At 53.8% G+C, this 16,833-nt stretch carries 14 protein-coding genes and 1 tRNA gene; 12 read left to right on the top strand and 3 right to left on the bottom strand.

Annotated features, from left to right (window positions below):
• The first annotated feature begins 60 nt into the window (after positions 1-60).
• From B2310_RS11515 to trmFO, 10 genes are all read left to right on the top strand, one after another.
• Positions 61-1,095, top strand: a complete 1,035-nt coding sequence (locus B2310_RS11515) for a D-alanine--D-alanine ligase family protein (protein WP_173381186.1) — start codon at positions 61-63, stop codon at positions 1,093-1,095.
• Positions 1,092-1,778, top strand: coding sequence for a tRNA (adenosine(37)-N6)-threonylcarbamoyltransferase complex dimerization subunit type 1 TsaB (tsaB, locus tag B2310_RS11510; RefSeq protein WP_290731709.1), 687 nt, complete (start codon positions 1,092-1,094; stop codon positions 1,776-1,778). The genes B2310_RS11515 and tsaB overlap by 4 nt, the downstream gene beginning before the upstream one ends.
• A gap of 26 nt (positions 1,779-1,804) precedes the next feature.
• On the top strand, positions 1,805-2,272 hold the full coding sequence (locus B2310_RS11505) for a GNAT family N-acetyltransferase (RefSeq protein WP_290731706.1): 468 nt from the start codon (positions 1,805-1,807) through the stop codon (positions 2,270-2,272).
• Between the two features lie 11 nt (positions 2,273-2,283).
• Positions 2,284-3,138: a YdcF family protein gene (locus B2310_RS11500; RefSeq protein ID WP_290731703.1), complete on the top strand. Its 855-nt coding sequence runs from the start codon at positions 2,284-2,286 to the stop codon at positions 3,136-3,138.
• Between the two features lie 42 nt (positions 3,139-3,180).
• Entirely contained in the window at positions 3,181-5,499 is a 2,319-nt protein-coding gene (locus B2310_RS11495; RefSeq protein WP_290731700.1) for a DUF748 domain-containing protein, read from the top strand.
• 42 nt (positions 5,500-5,541) lie between these two features.
• Entirely contained in the window at positions 5,542-6,363 is an 822-nt protein-coding gene (locus B2310_RS11490) for a NifU family protein (protein WP_290727297.1), read from the top strand.
• A gap of 153 nt (positions 6,364-6,516) precedes the next feature.
• Positions 6,517-9,246 (top strand): CIA30 family protein, encoded by a 2,730-nt coding sequence (locus B2310_RS11485; RefSeq protein ID WP_290731697.1) that lies wholly within the window; start codon positions 6,517-6,519, stop codon positions 9,244-9,246.
• A gap of 120 nt (positions 9,247-9,366) precedes the next feature.
• Entirely contained in the window at positions 9,367-10,419 is a 1,053-nt protein-coding gene (locus tag B2310_RS11480; protein WP_072812154.1) for an IMP cyclohydrolase, read from the top strand.
• 10 nt (positions 10,420-10,429) lie between these two features.
• Positions 10,430-10,885 (top strand): hypothetical protein, encoded by a 456-nt coding sequence (locus B2310_RS11475; protein ID WP_072812152.1) that lies wholly within the window; start codon positions 10,430-10,432, stop codon positions 10,883-10,885.
• A gap of 57 nt (positions 10,886-10,942) precedes the next feature.
• Complete coding sequence (gene trmFO / locus B2310_RS11470; protein WP_290731692.1) at positions 10,943-12,274, top strand: methylenetetrahydrofolate--tRNA-(uracil(54)-C(5))-methyltransferase (FADH(2)-oxidizing) TrmFO; 1,332 nt, start codon at positions 10,943-10,945, stop codon at positions 12,272-12,274.
• Positions 12,275-12,287: 13 nt separating this feature from the next.
• On the opposite strand, the gene B2310_RS11465 is transcribed toward trmFO, so the two are convergent.
• Positions 12,288-12,731 (bottom strand): hypothetical protein, encoded by a 444-nt coding sequence (locus B2310_RS11465; protein WP_290731689.1) that lies wholly within the window; start codon positions 12,729-12,731, stop codon positions 12,288-12,290.
• A 248-nt stretch (positions 12,732-12,979) separates the two neighbouring features.
• Positions 12,980-13,053, bottom strand: a tRNA-Pro gene (locus tag B2310_RS11460).
• 74 nt (positions 13,054-13,127) lie between these two features.
• Here B2310_RS11460 and B2310_RS11455 point away from each other — a divergent pair.
• The gene (locus B2310_RS11455) at positions 13,128-14,633 is read left to right on the top strand and encodes a RimK family protein (RefSeq protein WP_173366820.1); all 1,506 of its coding nucleotides are present in this window, start codon (positions 13,128-13,130) and stop codon (positions 14,631-14,633) included.
• Between the two features lie 48 nt (positions 14,634-14,681).
• Positions 14,682-15,893: a carboxylate-amine ligase gene (locus tag B2310_RS11450; protein ID WP_290731685.1), complete on the top strand. Its 1,212-nt coding sequence runs from the start codon at positions 14,682-14,684 to the stop codon at positions 15,891-15,893.
• Positions 15,894-15,913: 20 nt separating this feature from the next.
• Here B2310_RS11450 and B2310_RS11445 read toward each other — a convergent pair whose 3' ends face one another.
• Complete coding sequence (locus B2310_RS11445; RefSeq protein ID WP_290731682.1) at positions 15,914-16,795, bottom strand: phosphatase PAP2 family protein; 882 nt, start codon at positions 16,793-16,795, stop codon at positions 15,914-15,916.
• Positions 16,796-16,833: the final 38 nt, after the last annotated feature.

The raw sequence follows: 16,833 nt of genomic DNA, 5'->3' as shown, positions 1-16,833 counted from the left end.
TCAACCTATCAAAAAGCTTTTTACTATAATTATGGCATACAATTTTCAAAGAGGTTTTTTATGTCCCGCTTACGCGTATTGGTCCTGATGGGTGGCCCGTCCACCGAGCACGATGTTTCCGTAGTCAGCGGCACCGGCGTGGTGCGCGCCATGGATCCTGAACGCTACAATATCCACCCTGTTTTGATTGACAAGGACGGCACCTGGCACTGGTCCGCCCGCGAACTTTCCCCGTACCAGAAGGACAACTTCTCGGTCAACTACTTCCGTAGCCTCGAAGGCTCCGCGGCATGCACCAAGAAGTCCCCCGCCCTCTCCGAACTCCCGGCTGCCGACATCGCGTTTTTGGCACTGCACGGCAAGTGGGGCGAAGATGGTCACATCCAGGCAATGCTCGAGAACTGGGGCATCCCGTACACGGGTTGCGGCCTGCTTGCCTCGGCACTCGCGATGGACAAGATCAAGTCCAAGGAAATCTACCGCGCAAATGGCATCCCGACCCCGCCGTACCGCGTCATCTGGAAGCACGACTTTACGGGCGATACGCTCGTGAGCGTCGCCGACGAACTCGGGTTCCCGCTTGTCATCAAGGACCCGCTGGGAGGTTCTTCCATCGGTATCGGCATCGCGAAGGACATGGACGAAGCCGGCAAGATTGCGCAGGACCTGTTTAAGGATTCCAACCGCCTGCTGTGCGAGAAGTTTATTGCCGGCGGCGAAGCGAGCTGCGGCTACATCGAAGGCGAAAAACCGCTCCCGCCCACCGAGATGCGCATGACGACCCGTGAATACTTCGACTTCGAGGCGAAGTACAACGGCGAATGCCAGGAAGTGACTCCCGCGGAATTCCCTGCCGAACTTACGGCCCGCATCCAGGAACTCGCGAAGAACGCCCACTTTGCGCTCGGCGGTGCAGGCTACAGCCGCACGGACGTGCGCATTGCGAAGGACGGCCAGATTTACGCCATCGAGACGAACACGCTCCCGGGCATGACCCCCACGTCGATTCTCCCGGCTCAGGCAGCCTGCAACGGCATTACCTACAGCCAGCTCATCGACATGATTATCGACAAGAGCCTCACGATTAAGAGATGACTATTGACTTATACGTAGATACTTCCCGGAAGGGCATCTCGATGGCGGTTGCGACCAGTGGCCAGCCTGTGAATGCGCGAACTACGGATGCAAGCGCTCGCGTTTACGAGGAAATCGTGAACACGGAGGCCCGCGGGGAAATTCTCGGGGAATCGCTCGACACGCTGCTCACGCGCGTGGGCGCAACTCTCGATGACGTGAAACGCGTGATGGTGACGCTCGGGCCCGGCTCTTTCAGCGGGCTCAGGACCGGAGTGGCGTTCTGCCAGGGGCTTTGCTTCAGCGGGAAGCGCGAACTCTACGGGGTCACGACCCTGCAGGCGCTTGCCTGTTTTGCGCACGATGCCGCGGACAACACCCCTGCATGTGCCGATGCCGCAGTCATTATCCGCGCGCGCACCGGGTTCTGGTACATGAGACTGAACGGCGAGGAATTCTTCATCGAGACGCCCGAGGTTATCGAACGCATCAAGAACGCGAAAGTCCAGGCGATTGTCGCGGACGCCCCCGCACAGGAAGACGAAGCGCTCAAGGACGCCTTTGCAGAGATTGGCGCAAGCGTTTCGCCCGATACGGGCAAGCCGCTCGACATGTGGGCCCCGCTGTTCAGTACCGTAAAACCGTCGCTCATCCAGGAAGCAAACTACATTCAGCCGTCCTATTTCGAAAAGCTGAAATCGTAGCCCGCGGGCTTGCGGAAGGTTTGCCGATGCCCGTTCGCGAAATGAAAATTGATGACTTGCCGCAGGTGCTTCAAATCCAGAAGGCGCTTGCCTTCCAGGACTGGAACGAGCGGCAGTTTATTGCCGAAATCACGGCGAACTATGCCCTGTGCGTCGTTTACGAGGAAGCGCAGTTTAACACCAACGAAGATCCCCGCCTGCGCGGGGATGACATATTGGGTTATGCCATCTTCCACCTGATGGGACCGGACAGCGAACTCCTGAGTATCGCTACAAATGATTCGCACCAACGCGCAGGAATCGGCACTGCGCTATTGAACGCCGGCATTGCGCATCTTGATTTCGAGAATGGCGATAAAATGTTCCTCGAAGTGCGTGAAGGCAATACAAAAGCCCGCCGCTTCTACGAAAAACATGGTTTCGAGCCTTACGCAGAGCGCAAGAAGTATTATGCCGACGGTGAAAATGCAATTTTATACGTAAAGGCAACATAAAGGAGTCTAGTTTGTCCAAGATTCTCATGAACGACAAGAATGTCCGCAAGAGCCACAAGAAAATATTTGTGCTTATTGGCATCCTGGTGACCCTTGCCGCAGTCTTTATCTATGCGACCGTTACAATGAGCGGACATTGGCTTGTCAAGGACGACGAATTCGAACATGTAAAATGGGCAGTCATTCTCGATGGACAGTCCGCCAACCTCGAAAGAAACGACTATGTGGCCGATCTCATGGCCCAGGGGAAAGTCGATTCGGTAATGATTCTCGGACGCCGTGTCTACCGCACCAAAAGCAACGCTGATTTTTATGTCGAAGATTTCATGACACAAGGGAGATTTAATCCCGAAGCAATTTTTATAGTGCACCATGACGATCCTTCTACGCTGTTCGAAGCCCAAACAGTGATTCCATGGCTAAAAAAACATAAGGCCGACACGGTCCTTCTGGTCACCTCAGCCCCGGCCACTCGCCGTGTTGCGAAAATTTTCAAAACACTTTCCGGGGAATCGCCCGTTTACCTGACAGCCGATATTCATGACCACGTATACAATCCGGACACGTGGCTTTTCAATCGGGAATCTCGCAAGATGTGGATTCGGGAGTGGTTCGCGTTGGCAGTTTCCTGTTTTGACCTTATAGGAGCTACACCCCTTACCGAAAAAGACTCAACAAATGTTTGGAAAATTCATTCCAAGGCCGAAGAAGAAAGTCCCCTTCTTGATTTACAAAGCTTGATTCCCTCAGCCACCCCGGAGCCCACAAAAGAACCCTTAAAGCCGGATTCTCTTAACGAACAGCCCAAAGACTCTGCAAAAACGGATTCCCTCAAGGCAAAGGCAGATTCAACAAGTACAAATTAGATTGCAGATTTCAAACAAACTTCTTTTTTTTTAATTATTCGTATGAAGAAAGCTCTAATCATCATTTCCATCGTCATCGCCTCGCTTGCAATTCTTGTCATTGCCGGTCTCAAGATTGCCCCCATGGTTGCAAGGAGCTATATCGTCAACAATTCCGAAGACCTAATCGGACGCAAGGTTGCCATCGAAAGCATCAGCCTGAATCCGTTCAATTTCACACTCGAAATCGACAGCCTTGCCGTCTACGAGAAAGATGGGGAAACCCCGTTCATCTCCTTTGACAAGTTCCGTGTGAACGCCGACCCGCTGAGGATGCTTACGGGAACGGTCGCTGTGAGCGAAATCTACCTAAAAGGACTTTACGCGCGCGTCTTGCAACACGGAGACCGATTCAACTTTACCGACATCCTCGAATTCCTAGCCAAGGGCGATACGACGTCGACCGATTCCATTGCCATGGCGGCCGATAGCGTCGCCGCTGATTCTGCGGGAATGGTAAATGCGGCAGAAATCGCAGAAGGCCTCCCCTTCAACATCTCTGTCGAAAATATCATGTTCGAGAAGGGCAACATCATCTATCAGGATACGAAAATCGGTTCTAAAATCCATCTGCAAGATTTCTCTCTCAATATTCCCGCCGTTTACCTGAGCAACAAGCAGACCGATGTAGGACTCAGCCTCAAGTTCGCCGACGGCGGAGACTTGAACGTGAAAGTGGAAGCGAACGCGGCAACTAACGATTTCAACCTGAATGTTGCGCTCAAGGATTTCGCGCTCGCCTGCGCTAAGCCCTATCTGAACGACTTTATCAACTACAAGGATTTCAAGGGTTCGCTCTCTGTCGACATGAACCTTGCGGGCAACCTGAACGATATTCTCTCCTCGAATATCAAGGGAACCATTTCTGTAGACGGCATCGAGCTCACCGAAACGAGCGGAAAATCGCTCGGCGTGAACCATGTAGGCGTAGGCATCGCACGCGCAAACATCAACGAGAACAACTTCCATGTGGATTCCGTCGTGGTCGACGGGGCTTTTGCGCATTTGGACCTCTTCAAGAACGGCAAGACGAATATCGACGTACTTCTGAAAAAAGGATCTGCCGACGAACCTGACAGTGCACAACTTGCAGCAGACCAACAGTTGGTGCTTGGCGGCACAGATTCACTGGCCGTAGATTCCACTACACAGAAATCAGAGGATGAATCGAAGGAACCCGCCAAGAAGCTTAAGGCCAAAATCGATCGCCTGATTGTCCAGAATACGAAGGTTAGCGCCACTGACCATTCCATTACAAAGCCGTTCAACTACACGGTAAGCGCGATTACCGTAAACGGTTCGAACATAAACTTCGACACACCCTGCGCCATCAACGTTTCTGCGGCATTCCCCGAAGGCGGCAAGTTCGCAGTCAAGTACAAGGGCGCACTCAACAACCTCGGCACGATGGATGCCTATATCAGCGTAAAGAACCTCGCGCTCAAGTACTTCAGCAACTACAGCCACCATTACACGGGCTACCCGCTCAGTGCCGGCACACTCGCTTTCGCAAGCGAAAACAAGATCAAGAACTTCGAGCTAGACAGCAAGAACACCATTGACATCTACAACATCGACGTGGGCGACAAGGACCCGAACTCGGATCCCGAATTCACAGTTCCGATGAAGGTTGGCCTCTACATTCTCAAGGACAAGGACGACAAGATTCAATTTGACATCCCTGTTCACGGCAACATGAAGGATCCGCAGTTTTCCATCGGCAAAATCATCTGGAAGACGGTGATGAACCTGCTTATCAAGGTTGCGATATCCCCCCTCAAGATTGTCGGTAACCTCGCTGCCACGGGCGCGGGAGCAATAGGGCTCGATCTCGGCAAGAACGACGAAGTGATTATCGACGCCACGAGCGCCACATTCACGAGCGAACAATACGCGAAGGCATCCAAGATGACGGAAGCACTTTCGAAGGACAAGAACCTGAAGCTCATATTCACGCAATACTACAACGTGCGCAAGACAACCGACGCCTACCGCACCGTAAAGTTCAAGACGGAATACTACAAGAAGACGCATGGCAAGGAAAAGCTGACCGAACTTGACCACCGTGCCATCCTCGAAATGAAGGACAGCGACGAAGGGTTCCAGGCCTACCTCAAGGAAAACGGGGACAAGGTCGACGCGAAGACCCTCCGCGCAGAACTCTCCGAACTTGCGAAAAAGAGAAACGAAGACCTTCTGAAAGTGCTCACGCAACAGAAAGGCGTCACCAAGAAGAATGTCCAGGTTATAACCGCGCCGGCAAACGCATTGAGCAGCTACCGCGGCAAACCGATGTACAAGGTGACTATAGACGTGCAGTAAACCCAGCGTTATTTTAATGTTTTTGCTAAATTTGGCGTCATTATGAGCGAAGATTTGTGTGCGAACCTCTCCAGCAAGGTTCAAGAGATAGCGAAGGCCCCCAAGTACAGGGGTGCTATTTTCCAGATTGAAGCCGACGAAAAAGGACTTGCCCTGGTCGATGCCAAGGAATCAAGCCTCAAGGTCTACCTAATGGTGGACCCCGAATGCGACAAGATTCTGGAGACCCGCTTTTTCACCTACGGCGGACCCATATTCACGGCTCTAGCCGACACGTTCTGCAAGAAAATCCAGATGGCGACCATCGACGAGGCATGCGCCATAACCGCCGAGAGCCTGGAACAGGAGTTGCGCGACACGCCCGACTCCCCCGCCATTCCGGCAAATGCGCCCGAGATTGGCCAGATGAACACGCTCATCAAGAAAGTCCTGGAAGCCTACCCCGAAAAGAAGGCGACCGCCATTTTGGTGCGCGAGAAAATGGAGCGTATCAAGTACCGCACGCAGACCGCCGAAGGCCGCGCCGAAGCCGACGCCGAATGGAATGCGCTCGCGAAGCACGAGAAAATTGAGAAAATCGAAGCCTGGCTGCACCAGTCCGTGCGCGGCATGCTGCAGGGCGACGGCGGAGACGTGGAAATTCTCGACCTCACGGAAGATAACCGCCTCAAGATTCGTTACCAGGGCGCTTGTGCAGGCTGCGGTTCCGCCATGGGCGGCACGCTATTCTACATCGAGGACGAACTCAAGAACAACGTTTACTACAACTTGATTGTCGAACCCGAGGACCCGCTCGACAACATCGCGCCGAACCCGAACCTCCCCGGCCTTGACGACAACAATCCGCCAGCAAGCCTGCTCTAGGCAAATTTCCAAAGAATATCCTGTAAAATCATATTTTCAAAGCGCGGTAAAAAACGCGTTTTTTGCGTGTTTTGCAAATATTACATGCTTTTACAGCATATAAAGTTATTTTTCATTCCGGGATGGTGTAAACCCCAAAATAGAGGATGTCAAATGAAAAAAATTCTTGCAACAATGATGCTCGTTGCTGCGACGGCGACAATGGCCGTTGTCCCGACTAGAGTTGGTCCCGTGAGTACCTACGGTGCGCTTAAGGCCAACGGCGGCAAGCTCTCCGGCACTTGCCCGCAGTACACCAATTCAACAGTCCAGGTAAAAGGCATGAGCCTTTTCTGGAGTTCCGCTGCAGATAGCGCACTTGCGTACTACACATCCCAGGCCATGGGCCTTATGGTGAATGACATGGGGATTGAAGTTATCCGTTTCGCCTTGGGCGTTGCCGATGAAAAATTCGATAGCCACAAACGTTCCTATACCACAGGTGGCGCAAATGACCAGAAGGCCATGGTCAAGAAGATGGTCTATGCAGCCGTCGAAAACGATATTTACATCATCCTTGACTGGCATATCGAAAGTGCCCAGGGTTACACATCCGAGGCCAAGGAGTTTTTCGAATGGGCTGCCAAAGAATTTGGCAAGACCCACAACGTGATTTTCGAAGTGTGGAACGAACCAAACGGCGCCGACATGGGCACGGTCGCTTATCATGCAAACCAGGTGATTCCCATCATCCGCAAGTATTCCGACAACCTGATTCTCGTGGGTAGCCCTGAATGGTCCAGCCACCCTGAACAGTGTGCTTCTGCCGGAATCCAGGACTCGAAGAAGAATTTTGCCTGCACACTCCATTTCTATGCAGCGACGCATTTTGTGGGTAACGGAGGCTACAATGAACGTGCTGCACAGGCAATATCAAATGGTGTCCCCGTGTTCGCTTCTGAGTGGGGAACCGTTTCTGCCGATGGTAACGGCGAGCCTAACTCTGGCTCAAGCCAGTCCTGGGTGAACTGGATGAACCAGAATGGCATTTCTTGGGCAAACTGGTCTGCTTCTGCCATCAACGAAAAATCCGCTGCCTTTACGTCCCTCACCCTGAACCAGGGACTTAAGTATTCTACTTCCGGAAACATGGTGAAGGGATACCTCGCCGGTAGCCATAATTATAAGGATTGCGGCCTCGGAAACAGCCTCGGCTCTTCTTCTGCCGAATCCGGATTCTCCCAGGGTGTTGCAAACGGAGCTACCACAAACATCATCGACGACATGGAAGATGGTGACCGCTATACCTATACAGGCGGTTTCTGGTCTGCCTGGTCTGACGCCGATGAAAACGGAGCAACAAAGATTTCCAACAAGAAATGGGTAAACGACTTTGGAAAAGAAACCTATGACGTGATTGTCCCAGCCAAGGATGGCAATGAATCCAAATACATGGCCGCATTGGAAAAAATTTACATAGACCAGGGTGCGTATTCTTGGGCTCCGTATGTCGCCATGGGCCTAAACTTCAAGAAGGATACTTCAGAATTCGCTCAACTTGCGAACTGCTCCACAATTTCTTACAAATACAAAGGTGCAGCCCATAACTTCCGTATCGAGATTTCTCCAATTACCAACTACAACTTCCACTATGCCGAGGCAGAAGCTTCCGGCGAATGGAAAACAGCAGAATTGACTATGGACATGTTCCAGCAGCATACCACTTGGAGTAATCCGCAGATTATGGACCTGAGCAAGAACCTGGGCAAGGCTAAACGTCTGGCATGGGAAGTGAATGGTGTTGTTGATCGTCCGGCTTCTGAAATTCAGCCGCTTTACGACTATCTCTATGTCGATGATATACGTTGCGACGGCGTTAGCATCACTGCCATTTCCGGAACCACCACTCCGACATCGTCGTCTTCCGCCAAGTCTTCTTCTTCTGCAAAATCCTCCTCTTCGGCAAATTCCAGCTCCAGCGTCACCCCCACAAGCTCGAGTTCCTCTTTAGCCATCGAGCCGCCGGTCTCTTCTTCTGTTGTGATTAGCGACCTCTTCGTCATCGATGACGTCGAAGATGTCGACGAAATTCTCAACACGACAGGCACCTGGTATGCCTATACCGACAAGGAACCGGGCGGACTTTCCAGCATCACGAACGTCTACGATCCGGCACTTCCAGGCTATGTCGTCGTATTCCCGGGAACAAAGGACCCGACCAACGGGACCAAGGGCTTCGTCGGCCTCGAAGGCGTTGTATGGAACCAGGGTACCTACGAAGAGGCTCCTTTTGTGGCTCTTGGCATCAACATGATGGCCGACACCTCTGCCGGATACGACTTGAGTTCGTGCAAGGCCATTTCTTACCGTTACAAGGGAAGCCGCCACACCTTCAAGGTTCAGGACGGTCAGGTTCAGGACTACGCCTTCCACCAGCGCAGGCAGCTTGATTCCGCAGAATGGAAGACCGTCGTTATTCCCTGGGAAGAATTGATTCAGCCGTCCTGGGGTGTGCCCGTAGAGCTGAACAAGTCCAACATCAAGAAAATGGCCTGGGAAGTCATCGGCTACAAGAATTCCGAAACTCAACCGAAGCTCAACTATCTCTATGTGGACGACCTGAAGTGCGTCAGTACGACCGTCGGAATAAAGAGTATCGCCCGAACCTCCACGCAGGGCATCAAGCTTGCCGCCCAGGGTTCTAGCCTCAATATTTCCGTCGCGAAGGCGGGTTATGTGAAGGTCCATGTGTTCGACATGACCGGTCACAGCGTCAAGAGCGTCTCCGAACAGATGAGCGCCGGTGCCCATACGGTTTCTCTCGAGAACCTGACGGCTGGCAGTTACATCGTCCGCGTGCAGGCCGGCAGCGCGGTCAAGTCTGCCCGCATCACGCTTAAGTAATTCCGAACTAGAAACATTGAATTTTATTCAGTGTTTCTGGTAACCATAAAAAAGTCCCTGGCGCTCTGCCAGGGGCTTTTTTCTATATTTGAGGGTGTAAAAACTCCAAAAGGAAAATATATGTCCGAAGAACTCGTCTTGAAATTCGTTGACCCCGTGCCGATGCGCTACGGTGAAAACTCCCACCAGTCCGCAGTGTTCTACCGCGACCCGACCTGCACCGAAGCAAGCCTCGCCACCGCGAAGCAGCTCTGGGGTAAGGAACTTTCTTACAACAACATCGTGGATGCCGACGCCGCCCTGGAAATGGCCCGCGAATTCAGCGACGACAATGCAGTCGTTATCGTGAAGCACATGAACCCGTGCGGACTCGCTACCGGCAAGACCCTCCGTAACGCCATGGAAGCAGCCTGGGAAGGTGACCCGGTGTCGGCCTTCGGTTCCGTGATTGCCGTTACCAAGAAGGTGGACCTGAAAACCGCCGAATTCCTGAAGGGCAAGTTCGTTGAAATCCTTCTCGCCCCGGCATTCGACAAGGACGCTCTGGAATTTTTGAAGAACAAGTCCAAGGACATTCGTCTCCTTGAAGTGGGCAAGATCAAGAAGGCAACCCGCTGCAAGGTCTATAAGCACGTCATCGGCGGCATGCTGGTTCAGGACCGCGACGTCGACGTTTACGAAAAGTTCGAATGCGTCACCAAGAAGAAGTTCGCAAAGAACAAGGAAGCCCTCGCCCGCTTCACTTGGATCGTGACCAAGCACACGAAGTCTAACGCCATCGTCATGGGTTACGAATACGCCCGCGGTTACTTCCAGGTCATCGGCCTTGGCCCCGGCCAGCCGAACCGCATTGACTCTAACCTCCGCCTCTGCCAGCCCCGCGTCCGCGACAATGTGGCCCGCATGAAGGCCGCCCAGAAGTTCTTCAACGAAAAGGGCAAGTGCATCGACAAGGCCGGTCTCAAGGCTCTGGAAAAGAAGGTGTTCAGCGAAGTCGTGATGGGCTCCGACGCCTTCTTCCCGTTCCCCGACAATGTGGAAGCCGCTGCCAAGGCTGGCGTCCAGTACATCGTGCAACCGGGTGGTTCCAAGAAGGACAACCTCTCCATCGAAGCCTGCGACAAGCTTGGCGTGGCCATGGTGTTCACCGGCATGAGGCACTTCCGCCACTAAGGGTTTGCGTATGCCTCCCGTGTCGCAGAAAGAAACGAACCAGAAGGAAAAGGACCTCTACTACGCGGTCCTCTCCTTCTTGAAGTCTGTCCGCAAGGCAGGCCGCACGACCGATGTCGAGTGGCGCGAATACAAGGAAAAGCTCCTGAAGATTGCGCCTACGCCCGACATGGGCAAGGCCGCCGATATGTGGACGATGGACAACCTCGACCAGTTCAGCCCCGACAACAAGCAGTTGCCGCCGCTCAACGACATGGACTACGTGGCGAACATTTCCCCGAAGTTCGCGTCGCAACTGATGGAAGCGATGTACTACGGGATGCTCAACCTGACGCAGGCGAACCTGATTTCGGACGAAATACAGGATGCCGACCCGGAATGCGTGTCTACCGCCTCGCTCGAGGAACTGCTCGTGAAGCTCTGGATCGGCAACGCGAAAAGCTACCGTAAAGTGGTGGCCAATTAGACGAAAGAACGGACCTACGGTCCTACAGACGAAAGACGAAAGGATTTAGTAGGAAGAATGACCTATAAAGTTCGTGTTATCGGTGGTGGTCTCGCAGGCTGCGAGGCGGCTTTGCAACTGGCGAGCCGTGGTTTCAAGGTAGACCTGTACGAGATGCGCCCGGTCAAGAACACTCCCGCCCACAAGGACGGTCACCTGGCGCAGTTAGTTTGTTCCAATAGTTTCAAGGCGCTGGGCGTCACGAGCGCACACGGGCTTTTAAAGCAGGAACTCACGATGCTCGGGAGTTTTCTGCTGGATAGCGCCCGTGAGGCGGCCGTACCCGCAGGCGATTCCCTGACCGTGAACCGCGACATCTTCAGCGAGTCTGTAGAAAAGAAGATTGCGGAGTGCCCGAATATAACGCTCCATCGCGAAGAAGTCACGAGCCTCGAAGGCGACTGCCCTACCCTCGTTGCGGCGGGGCCGCTGGCCAGCGACGCGCTCGCCGACGATATCTTCAAGCGCCTGGGTAGCGAGCGCCTCCATTTCTTCGACGCAATAGCCCCTGTGGTAGAGACCGACAGTATCGACTTTGACCACGCCTTCTACATGAACCGCTGGGAAAAGGGCGAAACGGCCGACTTTATCAACTGCCCGCTCGACAAGGAAACCTACGCCGAGTTTGTACGCAAGCTGTGCGAAGCCGAAGCCGTGGAGCCGCGCCCCTTCGAGAAGAACGAACTGTTCGAGGGCTGCCTGCCCGTCGAAGAAATGGCCCGCCGCGGTTACGAGACGCTCCGTCACGGCCCCATGCGCCCCATCGGGCTTGGCTTGGGCAATAACGGTCACCTGTGGTATGCGGTAATCCAGCTCCGCGCCGAAAACAAGCAGAAGACGCTCTTTAACATGGTGGGTTTCCAGACGCGCCTCAAGTGGGGCACGCAAAAGGAAATCTTCACGATGGTTCCCGCCCTCCGGAACGCCCGTTTTGCCCGCCTCGGCTGCATGCACCGCAACACCTTCATTGAATCGCCCAAGTTCCTGGACGCAACCTTGCGCCTGCGCCCCGACCTCCCCTGCGCCCAGGGAATCCCGCCCACATGGTTCGCAGGCCAGATTACCGGCAGTGAAGGCTACACCGAAGCGGTCGCAACCGGCTGGTATGCCGCCTGGAACATGGCGCAGACAATCTTGCACGGGCATGCCGACCCGCTCCCGAACGAGAGCTGCATCGCATCGCTCATGAACCGCCTTGTGGAAGAGAACGAGGACTTCCAGCCCATGAACTTCAACTTCGGGCTCCTCCCCAACCACGAAGGCCTCAAGAAAAAGAACAAGAAAGAAATTCTCGCTGCACGCGCCGAAGAAGCCGTGCGCAAGTGGATTGCGGAAAAGAAAATCGTCTAGCTTTTGGAGCAGATTACTGCTTTATGCGCTCGCATTTAGCTTCGTAAGAAGATCCGACCGAGTTAAGGTAGGCAGAAACAATCATTTTACTGTTTGAGCCTCTCCATAACGTTTTAACGACCTCAACTTTTCTAGAATAACACGTAACCTTATCTTGTGAAGACGCGTTTTCTTTCTCATTCGCACAAGCTTTGTCTACGGCCGACTGCGGAGCCGATTCAGCAAACCTGTAAGTCGTCGTTTCAACCGCATACTCGCCCTTAAAAGTCGTCACTTGAGAAATCTTGGATATTTCAGTCACGTTTACAAGAGAAACGTAATCATTACCATAAGTCACGTTACACCCTATTTCGGAAGGTGCAATTTCGAACGGAGCAGAGGTACTAGAATCATCACAAGCGAGAAGGCCCAAAGCAGCCACGATTGCCGCCAAACCGAAAAATTTTTGAAAATTCATTATAGTCCCTTAATAAAAACTTTTACAAATATAATAAAAGACCCCCTAAGTGGCCTTTCCCTATCGGGGGAACCAGATTGCGGCTTGTCACTTCGTTTCGCGCCGCCCTACGGGCTTATGCTAACGCATAAGCTCAAAAACTCCTTTACATTCGCTTCGCTCATCGGCGTTTTTGCCGAACTGATTTCATCAGTTCGATCTGGTCCTAAGATGTCAAAAGGGACCCCATAAAGGGGTCCCTTTTGATATCGGGGTAACCAGATTCGAACTGATGACATTCTGCTCCCAAAGCAGACGCTCTACCAGGCTGAGCTACACCCCGAGCGAACCCAAATATAGTAAAAAAATTTCACCCCTAGCCACGCACCCTTTTATTTCATAACTTTTATACAGATTATGAAAAAGATCATTGTCGTCAACAATCCGAAAAACTGGAAATTCCACATCCCCGAAGCCGAAATCGTATCGGCAAAAGATTACCTGACCAATCCGGAATTTACCACCCAAAAGAGCGTGCGCATATTCAACCTTTGCCGCGACTACAGCTACCAGAGCAAGGGCTACTATGTAAGCCTGCTTGCCGAGGCGCGCGGCCACAAGGTCATCCCGAACGTCAAGAACATCCGCGACTTCAAGGCCCCGGCCGTCGTGAAAATCATCAGCGACGACATCGACGAACTCATCCAGAAGAGCCTGCACAAGCTGACCGGCACCGAATTCGTGCTCTCCATCTACTTCGGCCAGAACGTAAGCGCCCAGTACCTGGAACTCTCGCAGGAACTCTACCGCATTTTCCAGGCCCCGCTGCTCCGCGCCAAGTTCGTATTCAAGCAGAAGTGGTTCATCCAGAGCATCCGTCCCATCAGCGTCGACGAAATCCCCGAGACGCACAAGGAGATGGTGGACCAGTTTGCCATCGAGTACTTCGAGAAGACGCGCTACACCTCCGCGAAGAGCGAAGACTACGTGTACGACCTCGGCATCCTCGTGAATCCCGACGAAGTGGAACCGCCGAGCAACAAGCAGGCCATCCACAACTTCATCGAGGCTGCGCAGGATACGGGATTCCGCGTGGAGCTCATCACCAAGAAGGACTACCACCGCGTAGGCGAATTCGACGCCATATTCATCCGCGAGACGACGAACGTGAACCACCACACTTACGCGTTCGCGCGCCGCGCCCAGAGCGAAGGCATCGCCGTCATCGACGACCCCGACAGTATCTTGCGCTGCTCAAACAAAGTTTACCTGCAAGAGCTCATGACCGTAGGCAAGATTCCCGCGCCCAAGACGATCATCGCGCACAGCGAAAACCGCCATACGCTTGCGAAGGAACTCGGCTTCCCCATGGTCATCAAGACGCCCGATTCGAGTTTCAGCATGGGCGTCAAGAAAGCGAACAACAAGGAAGAACTGGAGCAGATTCTCGACACGATGTTCGAGCACAGCGACCTGCTTATCGCACAGGAATTCACGCCCACCGACTTTGACTGGCGCATCGGCATCCTCGACGGCAAGCCCATTTACGCCTGCAAGTACTACATGGCCAAGAACCATTGGCAAATCTACAACTGGGACAGCAAGGACAAGCAGGGTACCTGCGGCAAGTGGGACTGTCTGCCAATAGAGAGCGTACCCCACGGCATCGTGAAGACGGCGCTCCGTGTTTCAAGCCTCATCGGTAACGGGCTCTACGGCGTGGACCTCAAGGAAATCAACGGCCACCCGGTCGTGATCGAGGTGAACGACAACCCGAGTATCGACCACGGCATCGAGGACCTCGTGGGCAAGAAGAAGCTCTACCTCACCATCATGAGGAGCCTGCGCCACCGCATCGAGGAGCGCATGCACGCCGCGCAACACAAGCTCATCCAGCACGAGAAAGACTTTTGGAATTATTAACGAGACGTCATCCTGAGCCCTGAAAGGATTTGACGAAGAGAGATTGTCATGAGCAACTTTAAAATCTGGGAACGCTTCGGCGTCGAAATGGAATTCATGATCGTAGACCGAGAAACGCTGCAGGTGCTGCCCCGCGCCGATATCCCGCTCGGCAAGGACAAGGACGGCAAGCAACTTTCCGACGTGGAATACGACGATATCGGGCTTTCGAACGAACTCGTGAGCCATGTGCTCGAATTCAAGTGCGCACACCCCAAGTCCACCTTCGACGGGCTCGGCAAACGATTCTTCCACGAAATCCGCCGCGCGAACAAGAAGCTCGAAAAAATCGGTGCGATGCTATTGCCAAGCGCCGCGCACCCCTTCATGGACCCCTCGGAGATGCAGCTCTGGCCCTACGACTGCAACGACATCTACCAGACATACGACCGCATCTTCAACTGCAAGGGCCACGGCTGGGCGAACCTGCAGAGCACCCACCTGAACCTCTCTTTCGACGGTGACGACGAATTCGGCGAGCTCCATGCGGCCATCCGCCTGCTCTTGCCGCTCATCCCCGCCATAGCCGCGAGCAGCCCCTACCTCGACGGCAAGTACACGGGCTTCAAGGACGCTCGCATCGAGGTCTACCGCCACAACCAGGACAAGGTCCCCGAAATCGCTGGGCTAGTGATTCCCGAGAAGGCGTACACCTACGACGAATACAACAAGCAAATTTTCGACAAGGTCAAGAAGGCCATCGCGCCCTACGACCCCGAGCACCTTCTGAACCATTTCTTCTTGAACAGCCGCGGGGCCATCGCGCGTTTTGACCGCGGAGCCATCGAAATCCGGCTCGTGGACATCCAGGAATGCCCAAACGCGGACATCGCCATCGTGGAACTCGAAATTGCGACGCTCAAGGCCATTGCGGGCAAGAATCTTCGTGACTTTGATACGGAACGCCTCTCGGCACTCCTTACTGCAGCCTCCCGCGATGCCGAGGACACCGTCATCGACTGGCCCGAATACCTCTCTGTTTTCGGCATGAGCGAAAAATGCACAGCCGGCGAACTCTGGAAACACATCTTTGCCATGGTAAAAAACGAACTCACCGAAGTTTCCGCAAGCACCATGGAAAAGATGCTCGACCGCGGAACACTCTCGAGCGCGCTCTACCGGGCACTCGGAGATGCCCCGAGCCGCGAAGCCTTTGTTTCCGAATACAAAAAACTCGCCGACTGCCTCGCCCACAACCGACTCTACGGTATTGAAGAGTAGGCCTTCTTAAAAGTAAATCCCTAAATTCTCACGCTGAGCACGGCGCCTTTGGCGTCGTCAAAGAATAGCGGGGCGACGGTAACCTTGGGCGGGGTCTGCTTTTCGCCGACTTTTTCCTTGTAGAACACGCTGCCGATGTACCAGCCGATGGAAGCTCCCATCAGGGTGCCCGCGACGGCGTCGGAGAACCAGTGGGCCTCTCCTTTTGCGCCGAGCACCATGCTTGTCGCGATGTAGCCTGCATACAGGGCGCAGCCCGCCACGACGAGGGGATTGTCGCGGTTGTAGCTTGCGATGCTCATGGCCATGGCCGCGTTGGTCATGGAATGTCCCGAGGGCCAGCCGTAAAAGACTCCGCGCCTGAAGAACCCCCACTTGAAATCGCGGGAACGCCCGCCGCTGTTGAGTTCCGCGTCGGGGTGTTCGCGTGCCGAAATCGCCTTGAGAATATTGTTGTAGAGGAACGCCACGGCGGTGGCCTGCACGGCGACGGCACCGGTGTTGTTCAGCGTGCGGTTGTCGCTGATAAAGTACATGTAGCCCGGAACAAGAATCGGGAAGAACGTCCCCATCATCATGCCGGGAGTGAACGCGATGCCGTACGCCAACTGGTCCTGACGTGCCGCAAAACGGGCCACCATCAGGTCGTTGTTTTCCATCGAGAACTTGTACGTAAGCGCACCGCCGAGCATGTGGAATCCGAGCGGCCAGCCGAACGCACTCAGCAACATGTTATGGCCCAGATGGTTGAGCGAAGAAAGCTTTTGTGCGCTATCGATGGCTGCGGAATCCACGCTTGTCGAATCGGCTGCGGGCGTTTCAGCATGTGCGAAACTTGCAAATGCCGTGAACAGCACAAGCACCAATATCTTTTTAAATGTCGCTATATTCCGTAAATACATCCTTATAAAATATACAAACTAAATAATCAGGAACTTAT

Origin of the sequence: Fibrobacter sp. UBA3629 (assembly GCF_002374005.1) — a bacterium.
In the GTDB taxonomy this organism is placed as follows: Bacteria; Fibrobacterota; Fibrobacteria; order Fibrobacterales; family Fibrobacteraceae; genus Fibrobacter.
This window is presented reverse-complemented; position numbering and strand designations above follow the sequence as displayed.

Excerpts from the sequence above, each read along its gene's own strand:
- B2310_RS11445 (WP_290731682.1), bottom strand. The coding sequence starts at position 16,795 with ATGTATTTACGGAATATAGCGACATTTAAAAAGATATTGGTGCTTGTG.
- B2310_RS11485 (WP_290731697.1), top strand. The coding sequence starts at position 6,517 with ATGAAAAAAATTCTTGCAACAATGATGCTCGTTGCTGCGACGGCGACA.
- B2310_RS11450 (WP_290731685.1), top strand. The coding sequence starts at position 14,682 with ATGAGCAACTTTAAAATCTGGGAACGCTTCGGCGTCGAAATGGAATTC.
- B2310_RS11455 (WP_173366820.1), top strand. The coding sequence starts at position 13,128 with ATGAAAAAGATCATTGTCGTCAACAATCCGAAAAACTGGAAATTCCAC.
- B2310_RS11480 (WP_072812154.1), top strand. The coding sequence starts at position 9,367 with ATGTCCGAAGAACTCGTCTTGAAATTCGTTGACCCCGTGCCGATGCGC.
- B2310_RS11495 (WP_290731700.1), top strand. The coding sequence starts at position 3,181 with ATGAAGAAAGCTCTAATCATCATTTCCATCGTCATCGCCTCGCTTGCA.
- B2310_RS11465 (WP_290731689.1), bottom strand. The coding sequence starts at position 12,731 with ATGAATTTTCAAAAATTTTTCGGTTTGGCGGCAATCGTGGCTGCTTTG.
- tsaB (WP_290731709.1), top strand. The coding sequence starts at position 1,092 with ATGACTATTGACTTATACGTAGATACTTCCCGGAAGGGCATCTCGATG.
- trmFO (WP_290731692.1), top strand. The coding sequence starts at position 10,943 with ATGACCTATAAAGTTCGTGTTATCGGTGGTGGTCTCGCAGGCTGCGAG.
- B2310_RS11475 (WP_072812152.1), top strand. The coding sequence starts at position 10,430 with ATGCCTCCCGTGTCGCAGAAAGAAACGAACCAGAAGGAAAAGGACCTC.
- B2310_RS11505 (WP_290731706.1), top strand. The coding sequence starts at position 1,805 with ATGCCCGTTCGCGAAATGAAAATTGATGACTTGCCGCAGGTGCTTCAA.
- B2310_RS11490 (WP_290727297.1), top strand. The coding sequence starts at position 5,542 with ATGAGCGAAGATTTGTGTGCGAACCTCTCCAGCAAGGTTCAAGAGATA.
- B2310_RS11515 (WP_173381186.1), top strand. The coding sequence starts at position 61 with ATGTCCCGCTTACGCGTATTGGTCCTGATGGGTGGCCCGTCCACCGAG.